Here is a 25,160-nt window from a genome sequence, read left to right as displayed (position 1 = left end):
GCTTCATGCAGCTTATCGACAGACTTCGTCCGATTTCAGAACGGGATGTCATCATCCATGTCGGCCGAGGAAAACTTGCTCGAACCAGCCGGTGCCGGGCGACGTTCCATCGGGCTCGACGAGCCGAAATCATTGCCCTGGTAGTCCCGGCCGCCATCGCCCTGCCCGCCGCCGCGCGAATCCAGGAGGGTCATCTCGCCGCGATAGCGCTGCAGCACGATCTCGGTGGAATATTTCTCGACGCCGGAGGCATCATTGTATTTGCGGGTCTGGAGCTGGCCCTCGAGATAAACCTTGGAGCCTTTCTTCAGATATTGCTCGGCAATGCGCGCCAGCCCTTCATTGAAGATGACCACGCTGTGCCACTCGGTCTTCTCCTTGCGCTCGCCTGTGGCCTTGTCGCGCCAGCTCTCCGTCGTGGCGATACGCAGGTTGACGACCGGCTCGCCCGAGTTGAGCCGCCGCACTTCCGGATCGCGGCCGAGATTACCGACCAGAATGACCTTGTTCACCGAGCCCGACATCGAGGCTTCCTTCCTTCGCTTCACAGCCTGCCTGCCGAACCGGCCCGCACGCCACATGGCGCCCCGAGGGGTGCCTCCATCATTCCTGCTCTAGCATGCTCCCGGCGCCACACCCGCAATGGAATTGGCTTCATGCACAATTAGTTTGTTCCACATTTGTTCACATAATGCAAGCGTCCCGCCTTAACCATCCGCTTACCAAGCCCCATCAAAGACCCCGCCATCTCGAACTCGGCCATTTCGCCTCGAATCATGTGGGAATCTGCGGCATCCGGCCAAGAAAACCTTGCCTTTGCCTGGTAACTTGCCCAACAAGCAGGTCGAAAATCAGAGCCGCGCTTTCCGTCATCGCTCTTTCGCCACATTGGGCGTGCAGGGGAGCCGCACACTTCAATTCTTAGTTCCATACGAGGGCAGCAACATGGCAGGACCAGGACAACAGCGCGAAGCGAACGACGGAGCCAACACGGTAGCGGCTCTGGGTTTGCGGCGCGCCGCTTTGCGCGGCATGCTCGCTTCCCCGATCATCGATGCCGATGACCAGAAGGGCTTGCGCGACGAACTCGTCGCCGAGTTGCGCTCCATCGCCAATTCAATCTCCCGCGCCCCCGCCAAAAACGCCGTCGAGCTCTGCGCCAAGCTTGACGTGCTCGGTGAGGAATATCGTCCCGACGGTGACAGCGGTTCCATTCGCGAGCTAATTGCCTCGATCCGCCGCGACGTCGTCAGCCTGACCGGCCGCCCCGCGGCCCAGGAGCGCGCCTCCTTCCAGACGATCCGCCCGCTGCACAATGCACGCGCCGCCGAACCGACCCAGCAGCCGGCTTCGGCCGAAGCGGCTGGCGAAGCCAAGGCCGACTGAGCCTTTCGTCGACGCCGGAAACATCACCCCCGCGGAACGATCCGCGGGGGTTTTTCTTTGGCCTTCCGCCTTCCTCTGGAATTGCAGAGAGCAAGGCGCGCCCAGGCGATTTCGCCTCATGGCCCAATGCCTCGCCCAAACGAAAGGGGCAGGCTCACGCCTGCCCCTTCATCACATCGGCATCCCGACCGGCAAGCGCTCTTATTGCGCGTTGTCGCCCTCGCCTTCGTCGTCGCTGCTGCCACCTTCGTCGCCACCGGCGGCACCGCCGCCGCTGCCGGCGCTGAGCACCTGGCCATTGACGCTGACGGCTTTGGTCGCCGCGTCGAAATCGACATCCCAGACGGCCTTGCCGTCAGCACCGGTCTTGGCCAGTCCCTTGATCAGGGCGATGCCCATCAGGGCCGATTCCTTGTTGGGAACCTGGGCGGCGTTCACAGCCGCGATGATCTGGTCGAGATTGGTGGCCGAAATCGTCACCTTGCCCTTCTGGCTCGGCATGACGCTCATCTTGCCTTCAGCGCTCACGGCGCCGGCCGGAGCGGTGAAGGTGCTGGGCGCCAGGGCCACATGCGGCTGTCCGGCCATGAAGAGAGCCAGGAATTGCGGCGTCAGCTCGTTGGGGATCGGCGGATCCTTGCTCGCATCGAAATTCTCGATCGCCAGCTTGGTGATGGCCTCGAGGTCGACGCCCTCGAACTTCACATCGATATTGCCCTGGCCGGGGACCAGCGGAGCCACCCAGCCCGGGATGACCGGGGACTGCGGCAACGCCAAGCCGTCATATTTGATGTCGATGCCATAGGAGGCGTCCTTGACCGCACCGGTCATGCCGACGCCGTAGCTGAGGCTGCCGAGCTTGACCGGGCCGATCGGTGTGTCGATGGTGACATCGTTCAGCTTGGACGTTCCCGACAGATTGTTCCAAAGCGGCAGGGCAGCCGTCAGCTTCTGCTTGATCTCGGCCTGCTTGGCGATCAGTTCCTTGGGATCCTTGGAATTGGCCGCCATGCCGACGAATTCCAGCACCGTCGTCAGCTGGAGATTGTCGATCTTGGCATCCGAATTCAGGGACTTGGCCGCGACCTTGATGGTCAGGGGCTTGGTCTTGCCGACGATGTTCTCGACGAAGTCGGTGGCCGAACCAATGGCGGTGATGTCGACACCACCTGCACTACCGGCCGCTCCGGTCATCTTCTGGGTGATCTGACCAATGCTCGCGGTGACATTGCTCTCGGGATCCTCCATCTCCATCGACATCGAGGCACAGGTCGCTTCATAGGTCGAGAAGGTCGCGATCTTGGGATCGAACACGCCCGACGACTTGCAAGGTGCCGCAACCTTCATGGCGAAGGGCTTGTCACCCTGGGTACCGCTGAAATTGTAGTTGATCGGCGAATCGCTGGTCACCGCATAGGTGCCGTCCGAATTGGGCGTGGCCAGATAGGTGATCGGGTCGAAGCTCGCAGTGACGCCGGCTCCCTTGAGCTGGGCCAGGGTGGAGCTGAGGTCGAGCTTCACGGCATAGGCGCTGCCCTGCGGGGTGATCGACAGGATGCCCTTCTCGAAAAGGCCGCTGCCGAATGTCTTGGCGAGGCTGTCCTGCAGTTGCTTGGCGCCATCCGCCGATACGCCCTGCGCAAAGGCGGGAGCGCTCAGCAGCGTTGCGGCCAGCAGCGTGCTTCGAAAAGCCAGCCTGGCGGCGGGACTGCGGCGTTTCATGCGAAGAAGTTGCATGGAGTTTCCTTCAGTGGGTGGTAAGCCGTTTCGCGGCGCACTCTTAACGCATAATCATGAGGTGCGCACGCCTGGGTCGATGAAAGAGCGGTGGACGTTCAGAACCGGCTTTGAACCGGTACAGCAGCACTAGGCCCCGTCAGGATCGGAAACGAGGTGCCGAAACGCACATGACACATTCGATAGTCTCCGTGACGGGAGCGTTTATCACGCTGCGGGCGGATCATCCTGAGGCTGTTATGGAGCATGGATGAGGCAGCGGACAGTTCCGCACGTCACAAACCTTTCTCGATACAGACTTCGGGCACGGGCACCACGATAGTGGCCGGCAATCGCCACCACCCAAGGTAGCATCCTAGCACCTCCGCCCAATCGATACATGACAAGAGGTCAAAAAAACGGCGGAAACCGCGTTTGCCAGCATGAAACGTTTACGGTTTCGCAGCATTATGCCATGAAAACAAAAGTGCCCTCGGTAATGGTTCGGTGTTAGACCTACATCGCTGCCGTCCGAAAAAATGGAAGCGACAATGACAATTCTGAAGATCCTCACCGCCGTTTTCGTCCTGGCCGGCTTGGCAGCCTGCGCCAGCGACTATGGTCAGGCCGACCGCCGTCCGGCTTACGTCGTCGGCCCGGATACGCCGTTCCCGCGCTGAGCCCTTCGCGCTGCCAATAGGTGCTTTGCCGATCATACGAGCGGCCAAGGTGCTATTTGCCCGACGCTGCAAGGCCCGAGCGGCTTCCATCAGGTTTCGAGCCTGCACGAACACCCTGCCGATCCGGTGGGGTTTTCTTTTGGGACGGGTACCATTCCGGCATGTTCTTCCCAGGGGAAGAAGCCGGTCGGCGGCCATGCCTTTTCTGACCAAGACATGGTGTAGTGCAGCACCGTGAAACCTTCCGGGGCTGGAGAGAGTGCCCCGGTAAGGATTCCGAGCCAAACTTGGAGGGATTACGGCTCGAGTGCGGTCGTTCGTGAATTCTCCAAGAAAAAACCCGGCGCGCATTGACGGCCGGGTATTCAGTTACATGACAATGAGTACGTCGGTCGGAAGGGGGACTGCCGACCGCCGCAGTGAATTATCGGATGAGCAGGCAGGAAGCCGCAACCTGCGGGCGCGGGCGGCACAGGAATTGTGGAAAGACAACAAAGGACTGGCAGCCTCGATCGCCTGGCGGCCCCATACCAAGGTATGGATTGTTGGGAAGAGAGCCGGTCTTTACGATCCAGAGGCTTCTTTGGAAATGGAAGCTGGAGGCCCGGGTCTTTAATCAGACAGCCCCCCAGCCCTAAGCCGGGCCTCCTATTTTACCTCGCCCCAAGCAAGCCGATCCGGCTGAGTCGGTCCGCCAAATCTACCGCTAGCTCCGGCGCGCCGTTCAGGTCGCATGGATCAAAAGCGATCTCACGGAGCCCGCTCCTTCCCTGAGAAATGTCGGGGACATTCTCACGACCTGGCCCGGCATGAATGTTGTTGCCGATGAAGCCAGGCTCCTCGTTGACCAAAGAAAAACCCGGCGCTGTCGGACGCCGGGCCAAGATGGTTGCCTGTGGCACTTTATTGCGCCGCGAGGTGAACTGTCGAGATCCGGCGTAATTCGAACGTGATATTGCACTGAACTGGCGGTCGCTCACTCGCTTTAGCCCTTCGGGATCGGAGATGCCTTTTCCATTTGGGCAACATATACCTTCGGTTGAGTGGGTGGCGGATGCCACAATCTGAACAAGAAGTGATAGCACCTGACTTTGAGGGAGGAATTGGGGGGCGTCATGGAGAACCACATGCGCTTCATTCGCAATACGTCATCCCTGACAAAGGCCCTGTCCGCCGCTATTCTTAGCGCTTCCCTGATCGCGACTCCCGTTCTCGCCAACAACGGCAAGGGAGGCGGTGACGGCGGTGGCAATGGCGGTGGCCACGGGAATGGCAATGGCTCGGCTCATTCAGCCAGCGCGTCTGCCGGCGACAGCGACCAGGGAAGTGGATCGGACCTTTCGGCAAACCAGCTCGGGAAGTTGAACGGATTCCTGCATGCTTCACCGTCTGCCCTGAAACATGCTTCGCCGAAGTCAGCGATCGGCAAAGTGGTAGCCTATGGCGGCCTGCTCGCAGGCTATCTTTCTCCCCAGCAGGGCACAACAGCCCCGACTCTCGCTCAACTGGCTGCAGCATTTGCGGCGGCGACCAACAAGCCCGTCACTCCTGCTGTGATCGAAGCCATAAACGCCAAACTGGCCGCAACCAATCCCACGCTGGCCACGGCAATTTCCGGATACAGCGGCGGCGCATCCGGCCTCGCCAAGGATATTTCCAACGCAACCTAGCATATGCCGCACTGAACAAGTCGGCATGCCAATTCACCATCGGTCGCTGGCTCCGGCCCGATCGGGCGCCATTCAAACACCCGATCGGGCTACCCAAATCCAGGGAGACGCCGCAACGCGGGCGTGAATGAAGGGAGGATGGCGGAGACGCAGGGATTCGAACCCTGGATACCCTTGTGGGGTATGCTCATTTAGCAAACGAGTGCCTTCAGCCTCTCGGCCACGTCTCCATTGCCACCCGGATAGACAATCCCGGTCTGGCAATCAAGGTAAAATCGCAACACCCCCCAAGCTTTATGACGGACACCGTCATGGACACGGCCTGGCGTCCCGCTCAGCAGAGCATGGATGCGGAGGCGATCTTGCGATAGGCGGATTCAAATCGCGTCGATGAAGCCTGGGACGAGCCACCATTTCCACTGGCGCGCAGTTTGTTCTAGGAAGCGTCGAGGAGAGACAGCATGAACAGCACTGCCAAGTCCCAAGCCGCCATTCCCAGCTCCGCGATCGCGCCAGGCCGAGATATCGAGTGCCTGCTCGAGATCATGGCCGCCCTGAGGACTCCCGGCACCGGCTGCCCCTGGGACCTCGAACAGGATTTCGCCAGCATCGCTCCCTACACCATCGAGGAAGCCTATGAAGTCGCTGACGCGATCCAGCGCGGCGACATGGCCGATCTCACCGACGAGCTCGGCGACCTCCTGCTGCAGGTGGTCTTTCATGCCCAGATGGCACGCGAGGAGGGCCTGTTCGATTTCGGCAGTGTCGTAGAGGCAATCACCACCAAGCTGATCCGCCGCCACCCGCATGTCTTCGGCGAGGCGCGCAACCTGCCGCCGGCTGAGGTGAAGACACTCTGGGCGGAGATCAAGGCACAGGAAAAAGCCGAACGCGCCCGCCGTCATCCCCCCGCCGGCCCGGAAAGCGCCCTCGAAGGCGTGCCTGCCGCCATGCCGGCGCTTACGCGGGCCGTCAAGCTTCAAGAGAAAGCGGGCAAGGTGGGCTTCGACTGGAACGATATCCGCATGGTGCTTGCCAAGGTGCGCGAAGAGGCGGACGAGATCGAAGCCGCACTCGATGAAGGGGCCGGCAAGGACGCGCTGGCGGCTGAAATCGGCGATCTGCTGTTCGCCGTCGCCAATATCGCCCGCCATGCCCAAGTCGACGCGGAAGGCGCCCTGCGCGGTGCCAATGCGAAGTTCGAGAAGCGCTTTCACTTCATCGAGGCGCGCCTGCGCGAGAAGGGCACGACCCCGGCCCAGTCGGACCTGGACGAGATGGACGGATTGTGGAACGAGGCCAAGCGCGCCGGCCTATAGGCCCTCCCCTGCTGCCGGGAGTTCTCGCCTCCCGCCGCGAGATCGATGGACGTCTACGGCGCTCGCACGGCCTCGCTGGCCGTGCGCGGCATTCCGTGCGACAAACCCGGACGCCCCCGCCTTCCTCGTCCCGCGTGATCTGCCATGTCGTCCAGCCCGCCCCCCGCCGATGCATCCGCCGCCTTCAGCGTGGAGGAACGGCGCGAAGCCATCGTCAATCTGGTGCGTCAGCACGGCTTCGTCGGGGTCGAAATGCTGGCGAGCCGATTCGGAGTCACCGTCCAGACCATCCGGCGCGATCTCAACGATCTGAGCGGCGAAGGGCGGCTGGCCCGCTATCGCGGCGGCGGTGGTCTGCCGTCGAGCGTCGCCAATATCGACTACAGCGCCCGCCAGATCATGAACCAGGTCGAAAAGGAACAGATCGCCAAGCTGGTGGCGCGTCACGTTCCCGATCACGTTTCCATCTTCATGAATATCGGCACCACCACCGAGGCGGTGGCCGCAGCGCTGATCCACCATCAGGATCTCAGGGTGATCACCAACAATCTCAACGTGGCAACGATTCTCTCGCGGCACACCGATTTCGAGATCACCATCACCGGCGGCTCCGTGCGCAACCGGGACGGCGGTGTGCTCGGCCCGGCCTGCGTGGACATGATCAGCCAGTTCCGCGTCGATATCGGCATCATCGGCATCAGCGGCATCGACAGCGACGGCACGTTGCTCGATTTCGACTATGACGAGATTCGCGCCGCCCAGACCATCCTGCGCAATGCCCGCAAGACCTACTTGGTCACAGACCACACCAAGTTCCAGCGCAGACCCCTGCTGCGGATGGCGTCGATCACCGAAGTGAGCGCCGTCTTCGTCGACATGGCGCCTCCCCGGGCACTCACCGAATTGCTGGCGAGCAGCGGCACCGAGCTTCACATCGCCAACCTCTGATTGCGCAACACCGCCCCGGCGAGAATTGTGACACTGTTTGTCACCCGAAATTCGCCATCACGTCATTTTCGAATCTCCGCATTTCGAAAATGCCTCACTAGAGCGCAAACGACATTCGACATTTGATCGCAACTCCATCCGCTCGATCGACGGCCACGACACGCTACCATCATACCTCGGCGAACGAAATCACCAAAAACATGTGGCGTTTTCTACAACCCGGCCGTGCACTCAGCCATGTTGCGGCGCAATACAGGCCTCTGCAATGTCGTTTCTGAATAACTCAACTCCAATAAGAAATGTTCGTTTTTACTAAAACGAAAGATAAAATTTTCTATTGCGAAAACAAAAAAGCACGACAACATTGCCGCCGAAACAAGCGCCTTCATCAACGAAGGATCAAAAACAGGGAGACGGAACGCCATGGTCCACACCACCGCGCCATGCTCGACCGCCATCCCCGCCACGGCCCTGTCGCGGAGTGACACCCCATGAATCAGCAGGCTTCCGCAAATGCTATTTTCGACGTCTTCGTGATCGGCGGAGGCGTCAATGGTTGCGGCATTGCCAGGGACGCCGTTGGACGTGGTTATTCGGTCTATCTGGCCGAGATGAACGATCTGGCCAGCGGTACGTCGTCCAAAGCCACCAAACTGATCCATGGCGGCCTGCGCTATCTCGAATATTATGAGTTCCGCCTTGTGCGGGAAGCCCTCACCGAACGCGAGATCGTCTGGCGCAACGCACCACATCTCGTCCACCCGCTGCGTTTCGTGCTGCCCTATTTCAAGGGCCTGCGACCGGCCTGGATGCTGCGTATCGGCCTGTTTCTCTACGACTATATCGGCGGCCGCAAGAAGCTGCCGCCCACCCGAACGCTCGATCTGCGGCGCGACGAAGCCGGCAAGTCGCTGAAGCCGATCTTCTCGAAAGCTTTCGAGTATTCCGATTGCTGGGTGAATGATGCCCGCTTCGTGGCCCTCAACGCCCGCGATGCCGCTGACCGCGGCGCCATTGTCCGTACACGCTGCAAGGTCGTCTCGGCGCGCCGCGACGCCGGCCTGTGGCACATCCGGTTGCGGGACCAGATCAGTGGCACGGAGAACGAGGTCACGGCCCGCCTCCTCGTCAACGCGGCCGGCCCCTGGGTCGACACCGTGCTGGCGGACGTGGTCGCTCACAAGGAGCCGAACCAGGTGCGCCTGGTCCAGGGCAGTCACATCATCGTGCCCAAGCTCTTCGACCACGACCGCTGCTACATCTTCCAGAACCCGGACGGGCGCATCATCTTCGCCATTCCCTATGAAGATGAGTTCACCCTGATCGGCACGACCGACCAGGACTACAAGGATGACCCGGCCAAGGTCGCGATCACGCCCGGCGAGACGGAGTATCTGTGCAAGGCGGCGAGCGAGTATTTCGCCAGGGAAATCAAGCCTTCCGACATCGTCTGGACCTATTCGGGCGTGCGGCCCCTCTATGACGATCACGCCACCGCCGCCCAGGCAGCCACCCGCGACTATGTCATCAAGGAAGAGCTGATCGACGGAGCGCCGCTGATCAACATCTTCGGCGGCAAGATCACCACCTATCGCCGCCTGTCGGAATCGATCCTCGAGCATATCGAGAAGACCCTGGGCGCCAAGGGTAAGCCCTGGACCGCCGATGCCCCCCTGCCGGGCGGCGACATGCCCAACGCCGATCTCGATACCTTCATTCGCTCGCTGATGGCACGCAAGCCCTTCCTGTCTCCTGCCCTCGCCCGGCGCCTCGCCAAAGCATACGGCACCCGCGCCCTACTCTTCCTGGAAGGCGCCAACGGCATGGCCGATCTCGGCCGGGATTTCGGCATGGGCCTCACGGCTGCCGAGATCGACTATCTCGTCGACCAGGAATGGGCCGTGACCGCCGAGGACATCCTCTGGCGCCGCTCCAAGCTCGGCCTGCATCTGCCGCCCGAGGCGGCCGGTGACATCTCCGCCTATCTCGCCGCCAGGCAGAAGGCGCCCGTTCCCCACTGAACTCGTTCCCAGGCCCAACCGGACTGCAAGAACATATCGAGGAGGAAAGCATGACCAAATATGTCGGGTCCATCGACCAAGGCACGACCAGCACCCGCTTCATCATCTTCGACCGTCGCGGCGAGATCATCTCCGTCGACCAGAAGGAACACGAGCAGATCTATCCCAAGCCCGGCTGGGTCGAGCATGATCCCGCCGAGATCTGGCGCAACACCCAGAGCGTGATCGCCGGTGCCCTGAAGAAGAAGGGACTGACCACGGCCAACCTGGTCTCCGTGGGCATCACCAACCAGCGCGAGACGGCAGTCCTGTGGAATCGCAAGACCGGCGCAGCCGTACACAATGCGTTGGTCTGGATGGACACCCGTACCGACAAGCTCGTAGCCAAATTCGCCAAGGAGGGCGGCCAGGATCGCCTGCGCGCCAAAACCGGCCTGCCACTTGCCACCTATTTCTCCGGCCTGAAGCTGCGCTGGCTGCTCGACAACGTTCCCGGCGCCCAGAAGGCGGCCGAGGCCGGTGACCTTCTCTTCGGCAATCTCGACACCTGGCTGGTGTGGAACCTGACCGGCGGCACCAAGGGCGGCCTGCACCTGACCGACGTCACCAATGCCTCGCGCACCCAGATGATGGACCTGGAGACACTGGACTGGGATGCCGAGATTCTCAGCCTGTTCGACATTCCTCGGGCCTGCCTGCCGCAGATCCGTTCTTCCAGCGAGGTCTATGGCACGTGCACAGGCGTGCTGGCGGACATCCCGGTCGCCGGCATTCTCGGCGATCAGCAGGCGGCCCTGTTCGGCCAGGCTTGCCTGCAGCCGGGCGAAGCCAAGAACACCTATGGCACCGGTTGCTTCATGCTGATGAACACCGGCGACAAGCCCTTCCACTCCACGGCCGGCCTGCTGACCACGCTCGGCTACAAGCTCGGCGACAACAAGCCCATCTATGCCCTGGAAGGCTCGATAGCCATCGCCGGCGCGCTGGTGCAATGGCTGCGCGACAACCTCAATTTGGTGAAGACCGCGCCGGAGATCGAGGCTCTCGCCAATACCGTGAAGGACAATGGCGACGTCTATTTCGTACCGGCCTTCTCCGGCCTCTATGCGCCGCACTGGAAGGAAAGCGCCCGCGGGGTGATCGCCGGCCTGACGCGCTTCGCCAACAAGGGCCATATCGCGCGTGCCGCCCTGGAGGCCACCGCCTATCAGACCCGCGAAGTGCTCGATGCCATGACCAAGGATTCGGGCGTGCAGATCAAGGAATTGCGGACCGACGGCGGCATGGTTGTCAACGAGTTGCTGATGCAGTTCCAGTCCGACATCCTCAACGTTCCCGTGGTGCGCCCCAAGGTCATCGAGACCACCGCCCTGGGCTCGGCCTACGCGGCCGGCCTGGCGACGGGGTACTGGAACTCCACCAAGGACATCTCGGAAAACTGGGGCGTCGACAAGCGCTGGCATCCGATGATGAAGGAAGAGCAGCGCAGCAAGCTCTTCAGTGCCTGGAACAAGGCCGTCACCCGTTCGCTCGACTGGGCAGTCTGACCATCACGAACCAAGCAGGGCCGCACCGGGGGGTGACGGCCCCACAACACAGGGAAGAAGAACATGGCAGTTGGGTTTGTTGGTGAGCTGATGGGCACGGCCACGCTCATCCTGTTCGGGGACGGTGTCGTGGCCAACGTGTTGCTGGCCAAGAACAAGGGCCAGAATTCGGGCTGGATCGTCATCACGGCGGGCTGGGCCTTCGCGGTGCTCTGCGGCGTGCTGGTCGCCGTTGCGGCAGGTGCTCCGGGCCATCTCAATCCGGCGGTGACCTTGGCATTCGCCACCGCGACCGGTGATTGGAGCAACGTGGTTCCGTTCATCGCGGCTCAGTTCATCGGCGCCTTCATCGGGGCGATCCTGGTTTGGCTTGCCCATCTGCTGCACTGGCGCGAAACCGAAGATCAGGGCCTCAAGCTGGCCGTCTTCTGCACCGGTCCCGCCATCCGTAACTATGGCGCCAATCTGGTGACGGAAATCATCGGCGGCTTCGCCCTGCTCTTCGTCGTCGCCGCCATCGGCTCCAAGGCCGTGGCGACACCGGGCTATCTCGCTCCCTTCATCGTCGGCATGCTGGTCTGGGGCATCGGCGTCTCGCTGGGGGGGCCCACCGGCTATGCCATCAATCCGGCCCGCGACCTCGGCCCGCGCATTGCGCACGCCGTGTTGCCGATCGCCGGCAAGGGCGGTTCGGACTGGGGCTATTCCTGGGTGCCGGTCGTCGGTCCGGTGATCGGCGGTATCGTCGCCCTCATGCTCGCCAAGGCGACGGGCATGATGTGACGGGCATACCGCAAGAGACCAAGGCGTCTCGTCTTTGAAAAATGGCCGGCTCGTCCGGCCATTTTTATTGCCGACATTGCCGGATCAGGCTTGTCGTGGCAGCTTCGCGGACAGTCGTGGGGGGCCTGTCAGGTTGTTTTCGGAGCAAATGGCGATGAAGCGCATCCTGATCACCGGCATGTCCGGAACCGGCAAGACTTCGGTGATCCGTGAATTGCTGGCTCGCGGTCACCAGGCCTATGACCTCGACACGCCGGAATGGTCGCATTGGGTGCCGGCCGCCCCGGGAGATGACCTGACACCCGCCCAGGGTGAGGACTGGGTCTGGCAACTCGACAAGGTCGAGGCCTTGCTGTCGCGATCGACACCCGGTCCGCTCTCCGTCAGCGGCTGCGCCGAGAACATGGCCGGGCTGTTTCCCCTGTTCGATGCCATTGTCCTGCTTTCGGCTCCCCTTCCCACCATCATGGCGCGGCTCGCGGCCCGAACGGGATCCGGCTATGGCCATGCCGAGGAAGAACGGCGCAAGGTTGCCGCATTGATCACGGCGATCGAACCGCTGCTGCGCCAGTCGGCCGATTTCGAGATCGACACCCGCCAACCAGTGCAAGCGACCGTTGACGCGCTGCTGCGGTTTATCGAACCTCGCTGACGTCGGCGCCGCCATCGCGATAACGGCGCCATCACGCCCCTCCCCCTACTGTGGCGAACCGATCGCATGCGGGGGGCTGCCATGTCACGTATGGGCGTTGTCAGGACGGGGCGATCAGGCGCGCGGCATGTCGGTCGCCGATCACGCCTCTGCGTCGTCGTCTTCGGCTTTGCAATGGCCGCTGGAGCGGCCGAAGCCGCCCCCGCCATCCAGTGGGAAGTCGCCAATCGCTTCCCCCTGTTTCGCAGCGAGGACCATTTTCGTGCCCTCGCCGCTATCTATGCTGGCCTCCCCTTGGCCGATCGCCAGAACCAGCCGGTGATGGCGCTGGAGGTCGAGTTGGAAAAGCGCGCCGATGCCAGGCAACTCGGCAAGGCTTTTGGCGATCCCGCGACGATCTGGCGTTTCGGCTGGGCCTCGGCCCTTGCCCGCGGCACCTGCTTCAGCGCAACCAATCGCGGGCATTGGGGCTGCAAGCTGGCCAATGGCGAGGACTTTGTCGGCGCGCGCAAGACCGACATCCTGGCGAGCGTCACCGAAGCCCCTGCGGGTCGCCAGTGCCAATGGCTGGTCAATGGCACGGTGGCCGCAACGGCAGCCTGCGACAGCGCGCAGATACGCCTTGCCGGCATCCCCATCGCCACCGCCTTCACCCTGGCCGTCAAGGCCGACGGCCTGGCCTTGACCGAAGCGCCTGACCAGACCGTCCGACCGATCACCATTCTCGGCATGGGTGATTCCTTCGCCTCCGGCGAGGGCAATCCCGATAAGGCCGCAGTGCTCGGCACCGACGTCAACAATTTCCAGGAATCGTCGCACCTGCCGGGTGAATCGGGATGGCGCGGCCGGCTGCGGCTTTACCCCCTCCGCTACAAGCACAATTTCGACAAGAGCTTCGGGATCGGTGCGCTGTGGATCAATCAGCAGTGCCATCGCTCGCTTTATTCGCACCAGCTCAAAGCCGCCCTGGCGATCGCCTTGGAAGCCCCTCATGCGAGCGTGACCTATCTGGGCTATGGCTGCACCGGCGCCGAAGTCTTCGAGGGCCTGCTCGGCTACTGGGTCGCCCGCGACGACGTCCCCAAGGACAGGTCGGGCAAGTCCGGACAATACGATGCCTCGCCGCAGGTGATGCGGGCCTTGCGTGACCTCTGTCCGCTGCCCCTTAGGGGCTATAATCGCTTCTCGCCGCCGGCGCACTTCTCCTGGGACACCGATCTCAAGCGCTGCGCTGCCTTCAAGCGCAAACCTGACATCCTCCTGCTCAGCATCGGCGGGAACGATATCGGCTTTTCCCGGGTCATTGCCGGCGAGGCCCTGGCCGCCGGCAGCAACTTCCTGTCGCTTCGGCGAACTGCCGAAAGACTGTGGATCAAGGGGGCCAGACCCATCACGTTTCAGGATGCCACGGCAGCGCAGAGTGCGTTGGGCGAGCGCTATCGTATCCTGGCCCTGGCCTTCGAACAGTTCCTGGGATTGACTGCCTCCCAGATCATCCAGACCGGTTACCCGCAAATGCTGCACACGGGCAGCGGCACCTGTCTGCATGCCCCCAGCGGCGAAGCGGGCACGGCTGGAATGGATCTCCACGAAATCTTCCGGATCAGCAAGCCGACCACGGGTCCGGACTCGATTGCCTTCGTCGACGGTCTCAACGCCAAGATACACGCTCTCGGCACCGGCACGGGCTGGCAGGTGGTCAGCGACTTCGCCGCAGCCTTCAAGGGCCACGCCTTGTGCCAGCCCGGCATGGCGGACGGCAGCAACGCCCCGGATGGGCTTCGCTTTCCGGTCAGCAATCCCACCGGGCAACGCTGGACGCCGTTTTCGCCGCCGGCCTGGCAGGCCTATCGCCCGCGGCAACGCTGGTTTGTCACACCGAACGATGCCTTTCTCGCCGCCAATACCATGCGAACGCTGGCAAGCAGCGGCGGCGATCCTCGCATGAACGGCCGCGCTCAACCGGTCCTGGCCGCCACCCTCAGCGGTTCCTTCCATCCCAACGCACTCGGTCAGGCGGCCATGGGCGACGGGGTGCTGAAGGCACTGCGCCAGAAGCTGGGATTGCCCGCACCCGGCGCTCCGGCACCGTAGCGATCGCCTGTGCCATGCAGCAACCTTAAACAGGTGTCGACATTAACCATGCTGCGAGAATGACAGGTGCTTGGCACCTCCCTGGAAATCAAGAAAAACGCCCGTTTTTTCTCCCAATTGGTCCCATTTTAACCAGTAAAATGGCCTCGATCACCATCGGGGCGAGCCGCAATTAACATATTGGGCCAAATCTTGTCTGCCAGAGCCTTGCTTCCGTCCGATTCAAGACCAAAAGTTAATTTTCAGTAAATGAGCCATTCATCGTAGCGTAGCGTAAGGATGCTCAACCATGAAGAAACTCCCGGGTCTGATCCTGGTCACCGGCCTTGCCGTCAGCACGGCCTCCTGCAGCTCCAGCCCGGCCGGGCGAGCTTTCAACGGTGCCCTGATCGGCGGCACCAGCGGCGCCATCGTCGGTAGCCTGGTCGCTCGCCAGCCGACCACCGGTGCGCTGGTCGGCGGTGCCATCGGAGCAACCACAGGCGCCGTCGTCGGCCTCGTCACGACACCTGAACCGGCACGAACCAGCTGGTTCTAAGGCCGGCGCTCCGCGCCCCAAGGAAGCAGGCCCGTTGCCGAGGACGAACAACCGGGCGCAACGCGGACCGGCACTGGTCCGCCGGCATTTGACGCTGGAGCCTGCCGAGCGCCATAGTCCTGCTGTCGTTGCATGGCATGCGTGGAGTGCCTTCGATGTCGAGACTGATCATGGGTCCGGCGGGAGCCGTCATTCTGACGATCTGCCTGGTTCCACCGGCGCTTTCGTCGGAGTTGACGCCTTGGCCCCCTCGTGATCCCGGACAGCCCGAAGCGAGCGTCGCCATTACGAGGGGCTGGGTCACCACCTTGCGGGAAACCCGCGACTTCGCCAGCCTGCAAAGGGTGGCCGGCACCGGTGGCAAGCTTCTTGCTGTCGAAACCGCTCTGGAAACACCCCGAGCCATCTATGGCTGGAAGGGACACGATGGCCGGGGACAGATGAAGGTCTTTCTCTACCGTACCGGGGATTTCGGCATCACCGCCACGCCTGCAGACGGGGCGGGCGAAATCAGCATGAACAATTCGGGGGCTTTCGTCTGCCCTTCCTGCTCGCCGCCGGTCGATGCCTGCGGGCGGCGTCCCTCATGGGTGTCGCACAGCGTGCATTGGGACGGATCCGATTGCCATTGCACCATCACCGGCCCGCAGACATTACGGCCTGGCCCGTGCTGAAGCGGGCTCGGACTAGTCGAAACCCGCAACCAGGATGAGTTCCCGGCTACCCGGCTCTACGGGCTGGCGATCCCAGTCGCCGAACCAGGCCTGGCGGGAAAACCCGACTTTCTCGGCAAGAGCCGAAATCGTCGCCTGGGACGCGAAGCGCAAGGTGCTGCGGCTGGAGATTTCCGTTCCGTCCCCAAAGCGATAGATGGAACGAAAAGATACCAGCTCACCCTTCTTCTCGATATCGACATGCATGGTTTCGGGGGCACCTGCCGAGGAATGGCCCACCGGTTGTTTCGCCCATTGTTCCCAGACCCGCGCGTCGGGATTGCGCGTCTCGAACGCGAAACGCCCGCCTGGCGCCAGCCTTTGTTTCACGGCCTGCAGAAATGCCAGCATGGTCTCGTCGTCGAGCAGGACCTGGAACGCATGCCCGGTCATCACAGCCAGGTCGAAACTTCCCTGGACATCGCCGACCAGCCCGTGAACCCAACGCACCAGATGCCCGTGCGAACGAGACCGGGCGACGTCCAGCATGGCTGCGGCAGGGTCGACGGCGGTGACCGCATGCCCCTGCTGGGCAAAGGCTGTCGCCATCATCCCGGTTCCACATCCGATATCCAGGACGGCCAGCGCCGATCTGCCTGCCAAGGCGAGGTAGAAGTCGCTGTCCTGTCCCCATGGGTTCTGGATGTCGTAGAGAGACGCCAGGCGCGGATCGGTATAATGCGCGCTCAGCTCATTCAACGGCAGCGATCCCGAACCGTCGCCTGACCTGGTCGGCGCGTTCCGGGGCCACGCGCACGGAGACATGGGTGACGCCAGCCTCATCGGTCTCGCGGGCCAGTACATCCGTATTGGCATGCAGCCAGGCAAGGCCCGCTCCGTCCGCCGGCGGGATGTCGATGGCCAGCGTCAGCCGCCCGGCCGCCACCACCGTCTCGACCCGGTCGAGCAGTGCAGGCAGCCCTTCCCCGGTTACGGCCGAGACCACCACGGGCCGATTCCCGCCCTCGCGCCGGGAAGCCGTCAACAGCGCCTCGCGCGCCGGCTCTTCGATGAGATCGACCTTGTTCCAGACTTCGATCACCGTCTGCTTGGCCCCCTCCTCGATGCCGAGGCTGTGCAGGATGGAGCGCACATCGCCCGCCTGGGCCTCGGTGTCGCCATGGGAGATGTCGCGCACATGCAGGATGACATCCGCCTCCAACACCTCTTCCAGGGTGGCGCGGAAGGCCGCCACCAGCATGGTCGGCAGTTCGGAGATGAACCCCACAGTATCGGACAGGATCGCCTTGGTGCCATGCGGCAGCTTGAGGGCGCGCAGCGTCGGATCCAGCGTGGCGAACAGCATGTCCTCCGCCAGCACCTCGGCCCGGGTCAGCCGGTTGAACAGCGTCGACTTGCCGGCATTGGTATAGCCGACCAGCGCCACAATCGGATAAGGCACCTTGCGCCGGCTGGCGCGATGCAGGGAACGGGTACGCTTCACCTGCTCCAGTTCACGCTCGAGCTTGACGATGCGATCCTGCAGCAGACGCCGGTCCGATTCGATCTGGGTTTCGCCCGGACCGCCCAGGAAGCCGCCGCCGCCGCGCTGGCGTTCGAGATGGGTCCAGGATCGGACGAGACGCCCTTTCTGATAGTTGAGATGGGCGAGCTCGACCTGCAGCGTGCCTTCCTTGGTACGGGCGCGCCGACCGAAGATTTCGAGAATCAGGCCGGTGCGGTCGATCACCTTGGCGCCCCAGGCCTTTTCGAGATTGCGCTGCTGCACGGGCGACAGGGCGCAATCCATCAGCACGAGGGTGATCTCTTCGGCTTCGACGACCGCTTTGATCTCCTCGACCTTGCCCTTGCCGATATAGGTCGAAGGGCGGATTTCGCCGAGCGTGACCACGACGGCACCGACCACATTGAGATCGATGGCGCCGGCAAGACCGACCGCCTCCTCGAGCTTGGCTTCGGGGGAACGCACGAGATCGCTCTCGCTCCGGCGCGAAAGAACCGGGGCGACGACATAAGTTCTTGTGCCGGAAGCAACTTCCAGCTCATGCGTATCGATGCGATGCGCTGGATCCTTGAGAGTATTTGCTGTCAAACGTCAACTTTCGGGCGGGGTTGCCCCCCGCCACCGCCGGTACGGCAAGAATCAAAGCTTGTCCGCGCCCTCGATCTCACCGCCTTCGAAGAGTTGGACGGGATGGCCCGGCATGATCGTCGAAATCGCATGCTTGTAGACCAACTGGGAATGACCGTCGCGGCGCAAAAGCACGCAAAAATTGTCAAACCAGGTCACAACGCCTTGCAACTTCACACCATTCACCAGGAAGATCGTGAGCGGGATCTTGTTCTTGCGGACATTGTTGAGAAACGTGTCCTGTAGATTTTGGGTGCGCTCCGCCGCCATAATACCCCCGAAACTCCTTGACCGCGGTTGGTCCGCGAACATTCACAAGCAAAATCAGCCAACGCCGACGCGCCTGCCTTTCATGCAATCATCCTACATAGTCGACGGGGATGCTGCGTCGCGCAAGCAAAAGTTTGCAATCGCCACGCGTCATTCCGCCCAATCTGTCGGAATGATCGCAGATGGAGGTCAAGCCATCATCTGTCAAGCAACAATGGTATACCAAGCGCTAAAGTGAACGCTCGGCCACCTCATGAAAACGCGCGCGCAATCGAGCGGTCAGCGCCCCTGGCTTGCCGTCGCCGATCACCGTGTCGTCGATACGCACGACCGGCATGATCAACGCCGTCGCCGCCGTCACGAAGGCTTCCTTGGCTGCCTTGGCTTCCGCCAGCGTGAAGGGCCGTTCGCTGACCAGCAGATTGTCGCGCCGGGCGAGGTCCAGCAGCGTGGTTCGGGTCACGCCCCGCAGAATGCCGCTCTCGGCCGGGCGGGTCAGCAGGGTGTTTTCGCGGGTGATGATCCAGGCATTGCTGGCCGCTCCCTCGGTGACATAGCCATCCTTGTCGACGAACCAGGCCTCCTTGGCGCCGCGCTCCTTGGCCCGTTGCCGCGCCAGCGCATTGGGCAAAAGGCCGGTGGATTTGATGTCGACCCGTTCCCAGCGATTATCCGGCAGGCTGATCACCGAAATGCCGTTGGCAGCGCCCGCTTCGGCCTTGCTGCGGTCGACGGAGCGAGCTGTCACCACCAAGGTGGGCGGCGTATCCGCCGCCGGGAACACGAAATCGCGCCTGGCCGCTCCGCGCGTGACCTGGAGATAGACCAGGCCGTTGCGGACCCGGTTGCGCCGGACCGTCTCGCGCAGGATGACCTTGAGCGCCCCCTCACCGACCGGCATGCCGATGCCCAGCTCCGAGAGCGAGCGCTTGAGCCGGGCAAGATGCCGGGTCTCATCGATGAGCCGGCCACCGAAAACCTCGCAGACCTCGTAGACCCCGTCGGCAAACTGGAAACCGCGATCCTCGACATGCACGCAGGCGTCGCGCAGCGGCACATAGACCCCGTTCACATAGGCGATGCGGCTCATAATGGCCTCGGGTAAGCTTCGGCCGGGACTGGGCGGCAAGGGCTGCCGCCGAGACTCGGCCAAGATTTGGCAACCCAGACGGTGTGCCGCAGATTGAGGCCAGTGACAACCCGCGATCGGCCGTCACGCCAGCCAGAAGGGCGCACCCTGGGCAAAACGCTTCCAAAGCCTGTGCAGCGATCCGGCAGCGGCTTCCTTGTCGCGAGCCTGCCAGCCGGTTATCAGGCCAGCGCCACGATGCAGGGCGGCATCCTGCGTTTCATCGGTGAGCACCGCCAGCAAACCGCCCGTCGTCGCGGCGTCATTGGCCAGACCGAGCCCTTCCTGGAGATCGGCAAGCCGGGCAAGATAACGCTGCGCCTCTTCCTTGGCAGCGAAGACGCCACGGAAGAACTCGGCACCATAACGCAGTTTCTTGAGCACGAGCCGCAATTCATGCTGAGCCACCGGCTCCAGCCGCCTGAAATGCTTTCCCCCTTTCAGGGCGCGGCGATGCAGCCGTTCCAGCGCCTGGCGAGCGAATTGCTCGGCGGTCTCCGCCAGGATGCCGAGCGAGCCGCTGGCGATATCATTGCGCCAGGCGCGCCTTTCGACGGTGCGCCCGAGTGTCAGCAGGAAACGGTTGTAGCGGGCACCGGCGAACAGTTCCCGCAGATGCTGATAGCCATGCAGCCGTCGCGGCTCGACATGAGCGCGCATTGCCGCAAAGGCTCTCTCGTCGGGGCAATGTGTCTCGATCCCGGGAATGGTATCCACCACGAGCACGTCCCAATTGCGCACGGGCCCGAGCGTGGATGCCAGCCATTTGGCCTCGACCGCCAGCAGCGCGAGCGTCGGTGAGCCGATCTGGCGCTGGAGAATCGAAATAGCGGTGCGCATGCGCCGCAATGCCACCCGCATCTGGTGCACGCCTTCCGGCGTCCGACCCTCTTCCACCACGGCCTGATTGGCCACCATGTGACGCTGGCAGTCGCCGAGCAGCTTGGCGACGATCTCGTCGACATTGTCGGCCGCGCCGATGCTGCCCTTGGCGGCGCGCACGCCCTCTGCGGGCGGATCATAGGCGAGCTTGTAGCCCCGATCGGCCTTGGCCAGCGTGCCTACGCGGAGAGGCGCAACATCGAGCAAGGCCAGGGCGACGTCATAGAGAGCCCCCGCGTCTCCGCCCTTGAGCTCCAGTTCGAGCTCGCTGATGGCCTCGCGGCGCTCACCGGCCCGAATCTCGCCCTGGTCGAAGGCCAGTTCCAGATTGGCGGAAGGCAGGTCAAGCGCCTGGATGCGCCTGCGAAACTTGGTGACGAAGACAGGCTCGAGCACGCCGTTGCCGACGCCGTCCATTCCGATTTCCAGTGCCTCGGCCGGCAGCAGGGCCAGATCCGGCTCCAGGCTCGGCACAGGCACCTCCCACTCATGGCGGGCCAGGGGATTGGTGCCGTCGGCCGGACGCTTCAGCGTCTGGATGAAGCTCTTGCCGCTCTTGCGCACCCTGAGGGCGATCTTGTTGCGATAGAGCTGGCGGTCTGGCGTATCGTAATAGGCATTCTCGAAATTGCGAAAGACGCCGCGATTGCGCGCATGCTGGGCAATGACCGGAACCGCGGCGAGAGAATCGAAGCTGCTGGCGGGAGCCAAGAGCTTGAGCTCGATCTCTCGATTGGCAGCAGGGGCCGGCAATGTCGGTGCGGGCACTGCCGGTGCGGGTCTACTGCCTGTTTCCACGTCTTTACTCCGAGCAATGTCGTCACCGGACCGACGCGGCCGTTTTGATGACGATTTGATGACGAAACGGAGCTATGGCAGATCGAATTGTCACATACTACCACCCGGCGAGCCCAGAAACATGCATCACCGTGGACAAATGTGGTTCAAATCATTTCCCACGCCAGCAGCGTGAATGGGCAGGGCCTGCGATGCGGATGGCTTGCCATTCGCATGCTGCAGGCCCCAGGCCCGGCCCCTCAGCCCGTCCAACCGCCATCGATGATGTGGATCTGGCCGGTTGTATAGGTGGCACCCGCGAGATAAACGACGAGATCGGCGATCTCTTCCGGCTGGCCGATCCGTCCGATCGGCTGGCGGGAGACGAAAGCGGCGCGAGCCGCTTCATAATCACCGGTCGCTTCCAGGCGTTCACGCAGGGAGGGACTCTCGACGGTCCCGGGTGCAATGGCGTTGCAGCGTATGCCCTTGCTTACATAGTCCGCCGCCACCGATTTGGTGATGCCGACCACGGCGGACTTCGAGGCCTGGTAGGCAAAGCGATTGGGGATCCCCTTCACCGATGATGCCACCGAAGACATGTTGATGATGCTGCCGTCGCCACGCGCCAGCATATGCGGCAGGAAGGCCCTGATCATGCGGAACATCGCCGTGACGTTGAGATCGAAGGCGAAATTCCAGTCCTTTTCCGTACAATCGAGAATGGTCCCGGCATGGACGACGCCGGCGCAGTTGAAGAGAATGTCGGCCTTTGGGCCATGCCGCTCCGCAAAGGCCCTGATCGCTTCCGGAGAAAGCACGTCCAACCGTTCGACGGCGATGCCTTCAACCCCGGCAAGATCCGCCAGCTTGTCCTCGGCGATATCGGTGGCGACCACCTGGGCGCCGGCACGAGCCAGCGCGATCGCCGAGGCGCGGCCGATTCCCTGGGCGGCCGCGGTGACAAGGGCTGTCTTGCCCTGCAGGGATAGGGACATTTTTCTCTCTCCGTCGTCGATCACCGGGCAGGCCGGCTCTTATGCATATGCTCAGTGTTGCGTGGGGCTGCGTCGGCTTGAAACATGCCGGCGTTCCCTTCCCGATTGATAGCTGCATTTGTATGAATTATTCAAATCGCGATCGTCGCAAATCGGCGGGCATCGCCTTGGGAGTATAATCTGACCGGGCGCGGTTGCCCGGGCCATCCCTGTCCCATATGGTCGGCGGCGCATCGAGTTTCTGAGTCTGACAAGGCGGGATTATGTCCGGACAGCGCACTTTTCTTTATGTCGGCGGCCCCACGCGCCCAACGCCATACTATCCAACCCATAACGCCAAGGGCATTTCCGCTTTCTCGTTCGACCAGGCAACCGGAGCGATCGCACCCGTCGGACTGATCGAGGGTATCGACAACCCGACCTGGATCGGTGTCGATGCCAAGCACAAGGTCCTGCATGTCAACAGCGAAGTCTTCGGCTGGAACGAGGGTACGGTCTCGGCTTATGCCATCGCCCCTGCGGACGGCACGCTGAGCTACATCAACAAGCAGCCGACCCTGGGCAGCATCACGGCCTTCAACAGCCACGATCGCAACACCAATTTCCTGCTCGTCGCCAATTACAGCCTGACCTCGGAAGGCGAACTTCCCAACAAGGCCATCGCGGTGTTGCCGATCCGCGAGGATGGCGGGCTGAAAGCGGCCGTCAGCGATGCCACCCATGCCGGCACGGGACCGGATCCGGAGCGCCAGGAGCGCCCTCACCCGCATTGCGTTCGCGTCACGCCGGACAACCGCTACATCGTGGTTGCCGATCTCGGGCTCGACCTGCTCGTGGTCTATCGATTCGACGCCCAGACCGGTGCGATCACCCGAGCCGGCGCCGCCTCCGTCCCCGCCGGGGCCGGCCCGCGCCATTTCGTCTTCCATCCGCGCGGCAACCTGCTCTATGTCGCCAACGAGCTCGACTCCACCGTATCCTCCTTCGCCTTCGAGGCTGACCAGGCCAAGCTCACCCTGGTCAGCACCATTTCGGCGCTGCCTGAATCGGCCGGATCGGGCAGCTTCTGCTCGGAAATCGCGATTTCCGCCGATGGAGCCTATCTCTATGTCGGCAATCGCGGTTACGACACGATCGGTGTCATCGCCCTCGACAGCGAAGGCGGCATGGTGCTGGAGCACAACGTGTCCTGCGGCGGGCAGTTTCCCCGCCATTTCGCCATCGATCCTTCGGGCAACTTCCTGGTGGCGGCCAGTCAGAACAGCGACAAGCTCGTCGTCTTCTCCATCAACAAGGAGAGTGGCGAACTGACCCCGACCGGCACCGAGGTTCAGGTCGGCACGCCGACCTGCGTTGCCTTCCTCCAGATCGACGAAGCCTAAGGCATTTCTCGAAAGCCGGCATTGCGGAACGCACCGCCACTGGCGGTGCCCACCGGAGCCCTTGGAAGCAAGACGTGGGCGACAAGCTTCTCATTCTCGATGTGGGCTCCACCGCGCTCAAGGCGGTGCTGTATGACCGTACCGGTGCGGCTGTAGCGTCGGCGGCAAGACCCCTGACCACGCAGACCCGCTCGGACGGCTCCGTCGAGCAGGATGCACGGCAATGGTGGACCGCTACGCAGGCAGCGGTGAGAGGGCTGCCGTTCCGGGCCGATATCTGCGCAATCGGCCTGGCCGGTTCGATGCAGAACGTCATCGCCCTCTCCTTGGCGGGCGAACCCATCGGCCCGGCGATACTCTATTCCGATCGCCGGCTCGACCAGCATGAAGTGGCGACGCTGCGCGACCGGCTTCCCGGGGATTACGGCCGGCGCACCGGCAATCATCTCGATCCGGCCCACCCCATCCTCAAGCTGATGCGGCTCGAGCGCTTCCTTCCGGGCTCGTCGCTCGACACCGTCGCCGGCTTTCTCTTCGGAGCCAAGGATGCCGTGATCCAGCGCCTCACGGGGCGCAGCGTCATCGATCCCACGACGGCAACCACCACCGGGCTCTACAACATCGCCAGTGGCGCCTGGGACGAGACACTGCTGGCAGCGGCGGGCATCACGACTGCACAGATGCCGAAGATCCTGGCTGCGGACGCGGTCGCAGGCCCCCTGGCCGGCGACGCCGCCGCCGCCCTCGGCCTGCCGCTCGGCATCCCCGTCCACAACGGCGCGGGTGATGGCGCGGCCGCAACCTGGGGCGCCTTCGCCGATACGCCCAACACGGCCTATGCCTATATCGGCACGACCGGATGGGTCGCCGGCACCATGGACATTGCCGATGCCCGCCCGCCACGCGACAGCTATACGCTGGCCGACCCCGTCGAGGGCAGCCGCGCGATCGTCATCACGCCCTTCCTGTGCGCCGGCGCGGCACTCGACTGGCTGTGCGAGCTCACATCATTGCCGCTGGAGGCGCTGCTTGAGCATGCCACGGCCGATGGCGACGCCTCTCATCCGCTGTTCCTGCCCTATCTCTTTGGCGAGCGTTCCCCTTTCGAGGATCGCTCTGTTCGCGGCGCCTTTCTCGGCCTCGATCGTGGTCATGGGCCGGGGGCACTCTGCCGCGCCGTGCTGGAAGGGGGCGCCTTCGCCATCCGCCATAATCTGGAAGCCGCCGGCCTGCCGCGTCAGCCGCTGACGGTGATCGGCGGCGGCGCCCGCAGCCCGTTGCAGCTGCGCTTCCTGGCCGAGGTCCTGAACCGGCCGGTCGTCGCGCCGGCTGCCAGCCAGGAGATGCCGGCTCTCGGCATTTATCGCATGCTCGCCCCCCGGCTTGGATTCGAGCCGGTGCAGCAATCGGCGGACAGCATCACGATCGAGCCGGATCCTTCTCGCGCAGAAATAGCGGACCGGCGCTATCGCAGCTATCGCGCCGCGTCGGATTTCGCGCGCGAACTGCCGCGGACTATGCCATAGCAACGCAAAGAACCTGCCCGGGCGATCGGCCTCGGGT

23 protein-coding genes and 1 tRNA gene are annotated in these 25,160 nt (G+C 63.0%); 14 read left to right on the top strand and 10 right to left on the bottom strand.

What is annotated here, in order from left to right:
* Nucleotides 1-35 precede the first annotated feature (35 nt).
* A complete protein-coding gene (gene ssb / locus U1R88_RS02220) occupies nucleotides 36-524 on the bottom strand; it encodes a single-stranded DNA-binding protein (RefSeq protein WP_068290831.1) in 489 nt (162 codons plus the stop codon).
* Between the two features lie 421 nt (nucleotides 525-945).
* Here ssb and U1R88_RS02215 point away from each other — a divergent pair, with 421 nt between their 5' ends.
* The gene (locus U1R88_RS02215; protein ID WP_322429789.1) at nucleotides 946-1,386 is read left to right on the top strand and encodes a hypothetical protein; all 441 of its coding nucleotides are present in this window, start codon (nucleotides 946-948) and stop codon (nucleotides 1,384-1,386) included.
* A gap of 201 nt (nucleotides 1,387-1,587) precedes the next feature.
* Here the strand turns inward: U1R88_RS02215 and U1R88_RS02210 are convergent, their stop codons facing one another.
* Entirely contained in the window at nucleotides 1,588-3,123 is a 1,536-nt protein-coding gene (locus U1R88_RS02210) for a hypothetical protein (RefSeq protein WP_322429788.1), read from the bottom strand.
* 530 nt (nucleotides 3,124-3,653) lie between these two features.
* Between U1R88_RS02210 and U1R88_RS02205 the strand changes: the two genes are divergently transcribed.
* On the top strand, nucleotides 3,654-3,782 hold the full coding sequence (locus U1R88_RS02205; protein ID WP_245197435.1) for a YgdI/YgdR family lipoprotein: 129 nt from the start codon (nucleotides 3,654-3,656) through the stop codon (nucleotides 3,780-3,782).
* A 1,127-nt stretch (nucleotides 3,783-4,909) separates the two neighbouring features.
* Entirely contained in the window at nucleotides 4,910-5,452 is a 543-nt protein-coding gene (locus U1R88_RS02200; protein WP_322429787.1) for a hypothetical protein, read from the top strand.
* A 139-nt stretch (nucleotides 5,453-5,591) separates the two neighbouring features.
* Here the strand turns inward: U1R88_RS02200 and U1R88_RS02195 are convergent.
* Nucleotides 5,592-5,682 (bottom strand) — tRNA-Ser (locus U1R88_RS02195).
* A 276-nt stretch (nucleotides 5,683-5,958) separates the two neighbouring features.
* Between U1R88_RS02195 and mazG the strand changes: the two genes are divergently transcribed.
* Both mazG and U1R88_RS02185 read left to right on the top strand, forming a co-directional pair.
* Nucleotides 5,959-6,771: a nucleoside triphosphate pyrophosphohydrolase gene (gene mazG, locus U1R88_RS02190; RefSeq protein ID WP_322430485.1), complete on the top strand. Its 813-nt coding sequence runs from the start codon at nucleotides 5,959-5,961 to the stop codon at nucleotides 6,769-6,771.
* 144 nt (nucleotides 6,772-6,915) lie between these two features.
* Nucleotides 6,916-7,719 (top strand): DeoR/GlpR family DNA-binding transcription regulator, encoded by an 804-nt coding sequence (locus U1R88_RS02185; RefSeq protein ID WP_322429786.1) that lies wholly within the window; start codon nucleotides 6,916-6,918, stop codon nucleotides 7,717-7,719.
* 212 nt (nucleotides 7,720-7,931) lie between these two features.
* Here the strand turns inward: U1R88_RS02185 and U1R88_RS02180 are convergent, their stop codons facing one another.
* Nucleotides 7,932-8,207, bottom strand: coding sequence for a hypothetical protein (locus tag U1R88_RS02180; RefSeq protein WP_322429785.1), 276 nt, complete (start codon nucleotides 8,205-8,207; stop codon nucleotides 7,932-7,934).
* Between the two features lie 3 nt (nucleotides 8,208-8,210).
* On the opposite strand from U1R88_RS02180, the gene glpD reads away from it, so the two are divergent.
* The 7 genes from glpD (at nucleotide 8,211) to U1R88_RS02145 (ending at nucleotide 16,028) form a co-directional block, all read left to right on the top strand.
* Complete coding sequence (gene glpD, locus U1R88_RS02175) at nucleotides 8,211-9,740, top strand: glycerol-3-phosphate dehydrogenase (protein ID WP_322429784.1); 1,530 nt, start codon at nucleotides 8,211-8,213, stop codon at nucleotides 9,738-9,740.
* A gap of 50 nt (nucleotides 9,741-9,790) precedes the next feature.
* Nucleotides 9,791-11,287 carry a glycerol kinase GlpK gene (gene glpK, locus U1R88_RS02170; RefSeq protein WP_068290843.1) on the top strand — a complete coding sequence of 499 codons (1,497 nt, stop codon included), beginning with the start codon at nucleotides 9,791-9,793 and terminating at the stop codon, nucleotides 11,285-11,287.
* Nucleotides 11,288-11,350: 63 nt separating this feature from the next.
* Nucleotides 11,351-12,070: an MIP/aquaporin family protein gene (locus U1R88_RS02165; protein WP_322429783.1), complete on the top strand. Its 720-nt coding sequence runs from the start codon at nucleotides 11,351-11,353 to the stop codon at nucleotides 12,068-12,070.
* A 154-nt stretch (nucleotides 12,071-12,224) separates the two neighbouring features.
* A complete protein-coding gene (locus U1R88_RS02160) occupies nucleotides 12,225-12,722 on the top strand; it encodes an AAA family ATPase (protein ID WP_322429782.1) in 498 nt (165 codons plus the stop codon).
* Nucleotides 12,723-12,803: 81 nt separating this feature from the next.
* Nucleotides 12,804-14,816, top strand: coding sequence for an SGNH/GDSL hydrolase family protein (locus U1R88_RS02155; RefSeq protein ID WP_322429781.1), 2,013 nt, complete (start codon nucleotides 12,804-12,806; stop codon nucleotides 14,814-14,816).
* 289 nt (nucleotides 14,817-15,105) lie between these two features.
* Nucleotides 15,106-15,354, top strand: coding sequence for a YMGG-like glycine zipper-containing protein (locus U1R88_RS02150; RefSeq protein ID WP_068290852.1), 249 nt, complete (start codon nucleotides 15,106-15,108; stop codon nucleotides 15,352-15,354).
* A gap of 155 nt (nucleotides 15,355-15,509) precedes the next feature.
* On the top strand, nucleotides 15,510-16,028 hold the full coding sequence (locus U1R88_RS02145) for a hypothetical protein (protein ID WP_322429780.1): 519 nt from the start codon (nucleotides 15,510-15,512) through the stop codon (nucleotides 16,026-16,028).
* Nucleotides 16,029-16,040: 12 nt separating this feature from the next.
* Here the strand turns inward: U1R88_RS02145 and U1R88_RS02140 are convergent, their stop codons facing one another.
* The 6 genes from U1R88_RS02140 to U1R88_RS02115 form a co-directional block, all read right to left on the bottom strand.
* Nucleotides 16,041-16,766 (bottom strand): class I SAM-dependent methyltransferase, encoded by a 726-nt coding sequence (locus tag U1R88_RS02140; RefSeq protein ID WP_322429779.1) that lies wholly within the window; start codon nucleotides 16,764-16,766, stop codon nucleotides 16,041-16,043.
* Entirely contained in the window at nucleotides 16,759-18,120 is a 1,362-nt protein-coding gene (gene hflX / locus U1R88_RS02135; RefSeq protein WP_425545374.1) for a GTPase HflX, read from the bottom strand. Before hflX ends, U1R88_RS02140 begins: the two co-directional genes overlap by 8 nt.
* A 51-nt stretch (nucleotides 18,121-18,171) precedes the next feature.
* A complete protein-coding gene (gene hfq, locus U1R88_RS02130; RefSeq protein ID WP_068290859.1) occupies nucleotides 18,172-18,429 on the bottom strand; it encodes an RNA chaperone Hfq in 258 nt (85 codons plus the stop codon).
* 229 nt (nucleotides 18,430-18,658) lie between these two features.
* On the bottom strand, nucleotides 18,659-19,519 hold the full coding sequence (locus U1R88_RS02125; protein WP_322429778.1) for a D-amino-acid transaminase: 861 nt from the start codon (nucleotides 19,517-19,519) through the stop codon (nucleotides 18,659-18,661).
* A 123-nt stretch (nucleotides 19,520-19,642) separates the two neighbouring features.
* Nucleotides 19,643-21,238, bottom strand: coding sequence for a CYTH and CHAD domain-containing protein (locus U1R88_RS02120; protein ID WP_322429777.1), 1,596 nt, complete (start codon nucleotides 21,236-21,238; stop codon nucleotides 19,643-19,645).
* A gap of 239 nt (nucleotides 21,239-21,477) precedes the next feature.
* Nucleotides 21,478-22,215 carry an SDR family oxidoreductase gene (locus U1R88_RS02115; protein ID WP_322429776.1) on the bottom strand — a complete coding sequence of 246 codons (738 nt, stop codon included), beginning with the start codon at nucleotides 22,213-22,215 and terminating at the stop codon, nucleotides 21,478-21,480.
* Between the two features lie 263 nt (nucleotides 22,216-22,478).
* On the opposite strand from U1R88_RS02115, the gene U1R88_RS02110 reads away from it, so the two are divergent.
* On the top strand, nucleotides 22,479-23,597 hold the full coding sequence (locus U1R88_RS02110) for a lactonase family protein (protein ID WP_322429775.1): 1,119 nt from the start codon (nucleotides 22,479-22,481) through the stop codon (nucleotides 23,595-23,597).
* Nucleotides 23,598-23,671: 74 nt separating this feature from the next.
* On the top strand, nucleotides 23,672-25,123 hold the full coding sequence (locus tag U1R88_RS02105; protein WP_322429774.1) for a xylulokinase: 1,452 nt from the start codon (nucleotides 23,672-23,674) through the stop codon (nucleotides 25,121-25,123).
* Nucleotides 25,124-25,160 lie beyond the last annotated feature (37 nt).

This window comes from Labrys sedimenti, from assembly GCF_034424805.1.
Classification (GTDB): Bacteria; Pseudomonadota; Alphaproteobacteria; order Rhizobiales; family Labraceae; genus Labrys; species Labrys sedimenti.
Note: the sequence above shows the minus strand (reverse complement) of the source record. Positions and strands in the feature narration are given on the sequence as shown.

Coding starts and splice junctions, on each gene's coding strand:
- ssb (WP_068290831.1), bottom strand. CDS start 524: ATGTCGGGCTCGGTGAACAAGGTCATTCTGGTCGGTAATCTCGGCCGC.
- U1R88_RS02215 (WP_322429789.1), top strand. CDS start 946: ATGGCAGGACCAGGACAACAGCGCGAAGCGAACGACGGAGCCAACACG.
- U1R88_RS02210 (WP_322429788.1), bottom strand. CDS start 3,123: ATGCAACTTCTTCGCATGAAACGCCGCAGTCCCGCCGCCAGGCTGGCT.
- U1R88_RS02205 (WP_245197435.1), top strand. CDS start 3,654: ATGACAATTCTGAAGATCCTCACCGCCGTTTTCGTCCTGGCCGGCTTG.
- U1R88_RS02200 (WP_322429787.1), top strand. CDS start 4,910: ATGCGCTTCATTCGCAATACGTCATCCCTGACAAAGGCCCTGTCCGCC.
- U1R88_RS02185 (WP_322429786.1), top strand. CDS start 6,916: ATGTCGTCCAGCCCGCCCCCCGCCGATGCATCCGCCGCCTTCAGCGTG.
- glpD (WP_322429784.1), top strand. CDS start 8,211: ATGAATCAGCAGGCTTCCGCAAATGCTATTTTCGACGTCTTCGTGATC.
- glpK (WP_068290843.1), top strand. CDS start 9,791: ATGACCAAATATGTCGGGTCCATCGACCAAGGCACGACCAGCACCCGC.
- U1R88_RS02165 (WP_322429783.1), top strand. CDS start 11,351: ATGGCAGTTGGGTTTGTTGGTGAGCTGATGGGCACGGCCACGCTCATC.
- U1R88_RS02160 (WP_322429782.1), top strand. CDS start 12,225: ATGAAGCGCATCCTGATCACCGGCATGTCCGGAACCGGCAAGACTTCG.
- U1R88_RS02155 (WP_322429781.1), top strand. CDS start 12,804: ATGTCACGTATGGGCGTTGTCAGGACGGGGCGATCAGGCGCGCGGCAT.
- U1R88_RS02150 (WP_068290852.1), top strand. CDS start 15,106: ATGAAGAAACTCCCGGGTCTGATCCTGGTCACCGGCCTTGCCGTCAGC.
- U1R88_RS02145 (WP_322429780.1), top strand. CDS start 15,510: ATGTCGAGACTGATCATGGGTCCGGCGGGAGCCGTCATTCTGACGATC.
- hfq (WP_068290859.1), bottom strand. CDS start 18,429: ATGGCGGCGGAGCGCACCCAAAATCTACAGGACACGTTTCTCAACAAT.
- U1R88_RS02125 (WP_322429778.1), bottom strand. CDS start 19,519: ATGAGCCGCATCGCCTATGTGAACGGGGTCTATGTGCCGCTGCGCGAC.
- U1R88_RS02115 (WP_322429776.1), bottom strand. CDS start 22,215: ATGTCCCTATCCCTGCAGGGCAAGACAGCCCTTGTCACCGCGGCCGCC.
- U1R88_RS02110 (WP_322429775.1), top strand. CDS start 22,479: ATGTCCGGACAGCGCACTTTTCTTTATGTCGGCGGCCCCACGCGCCCA.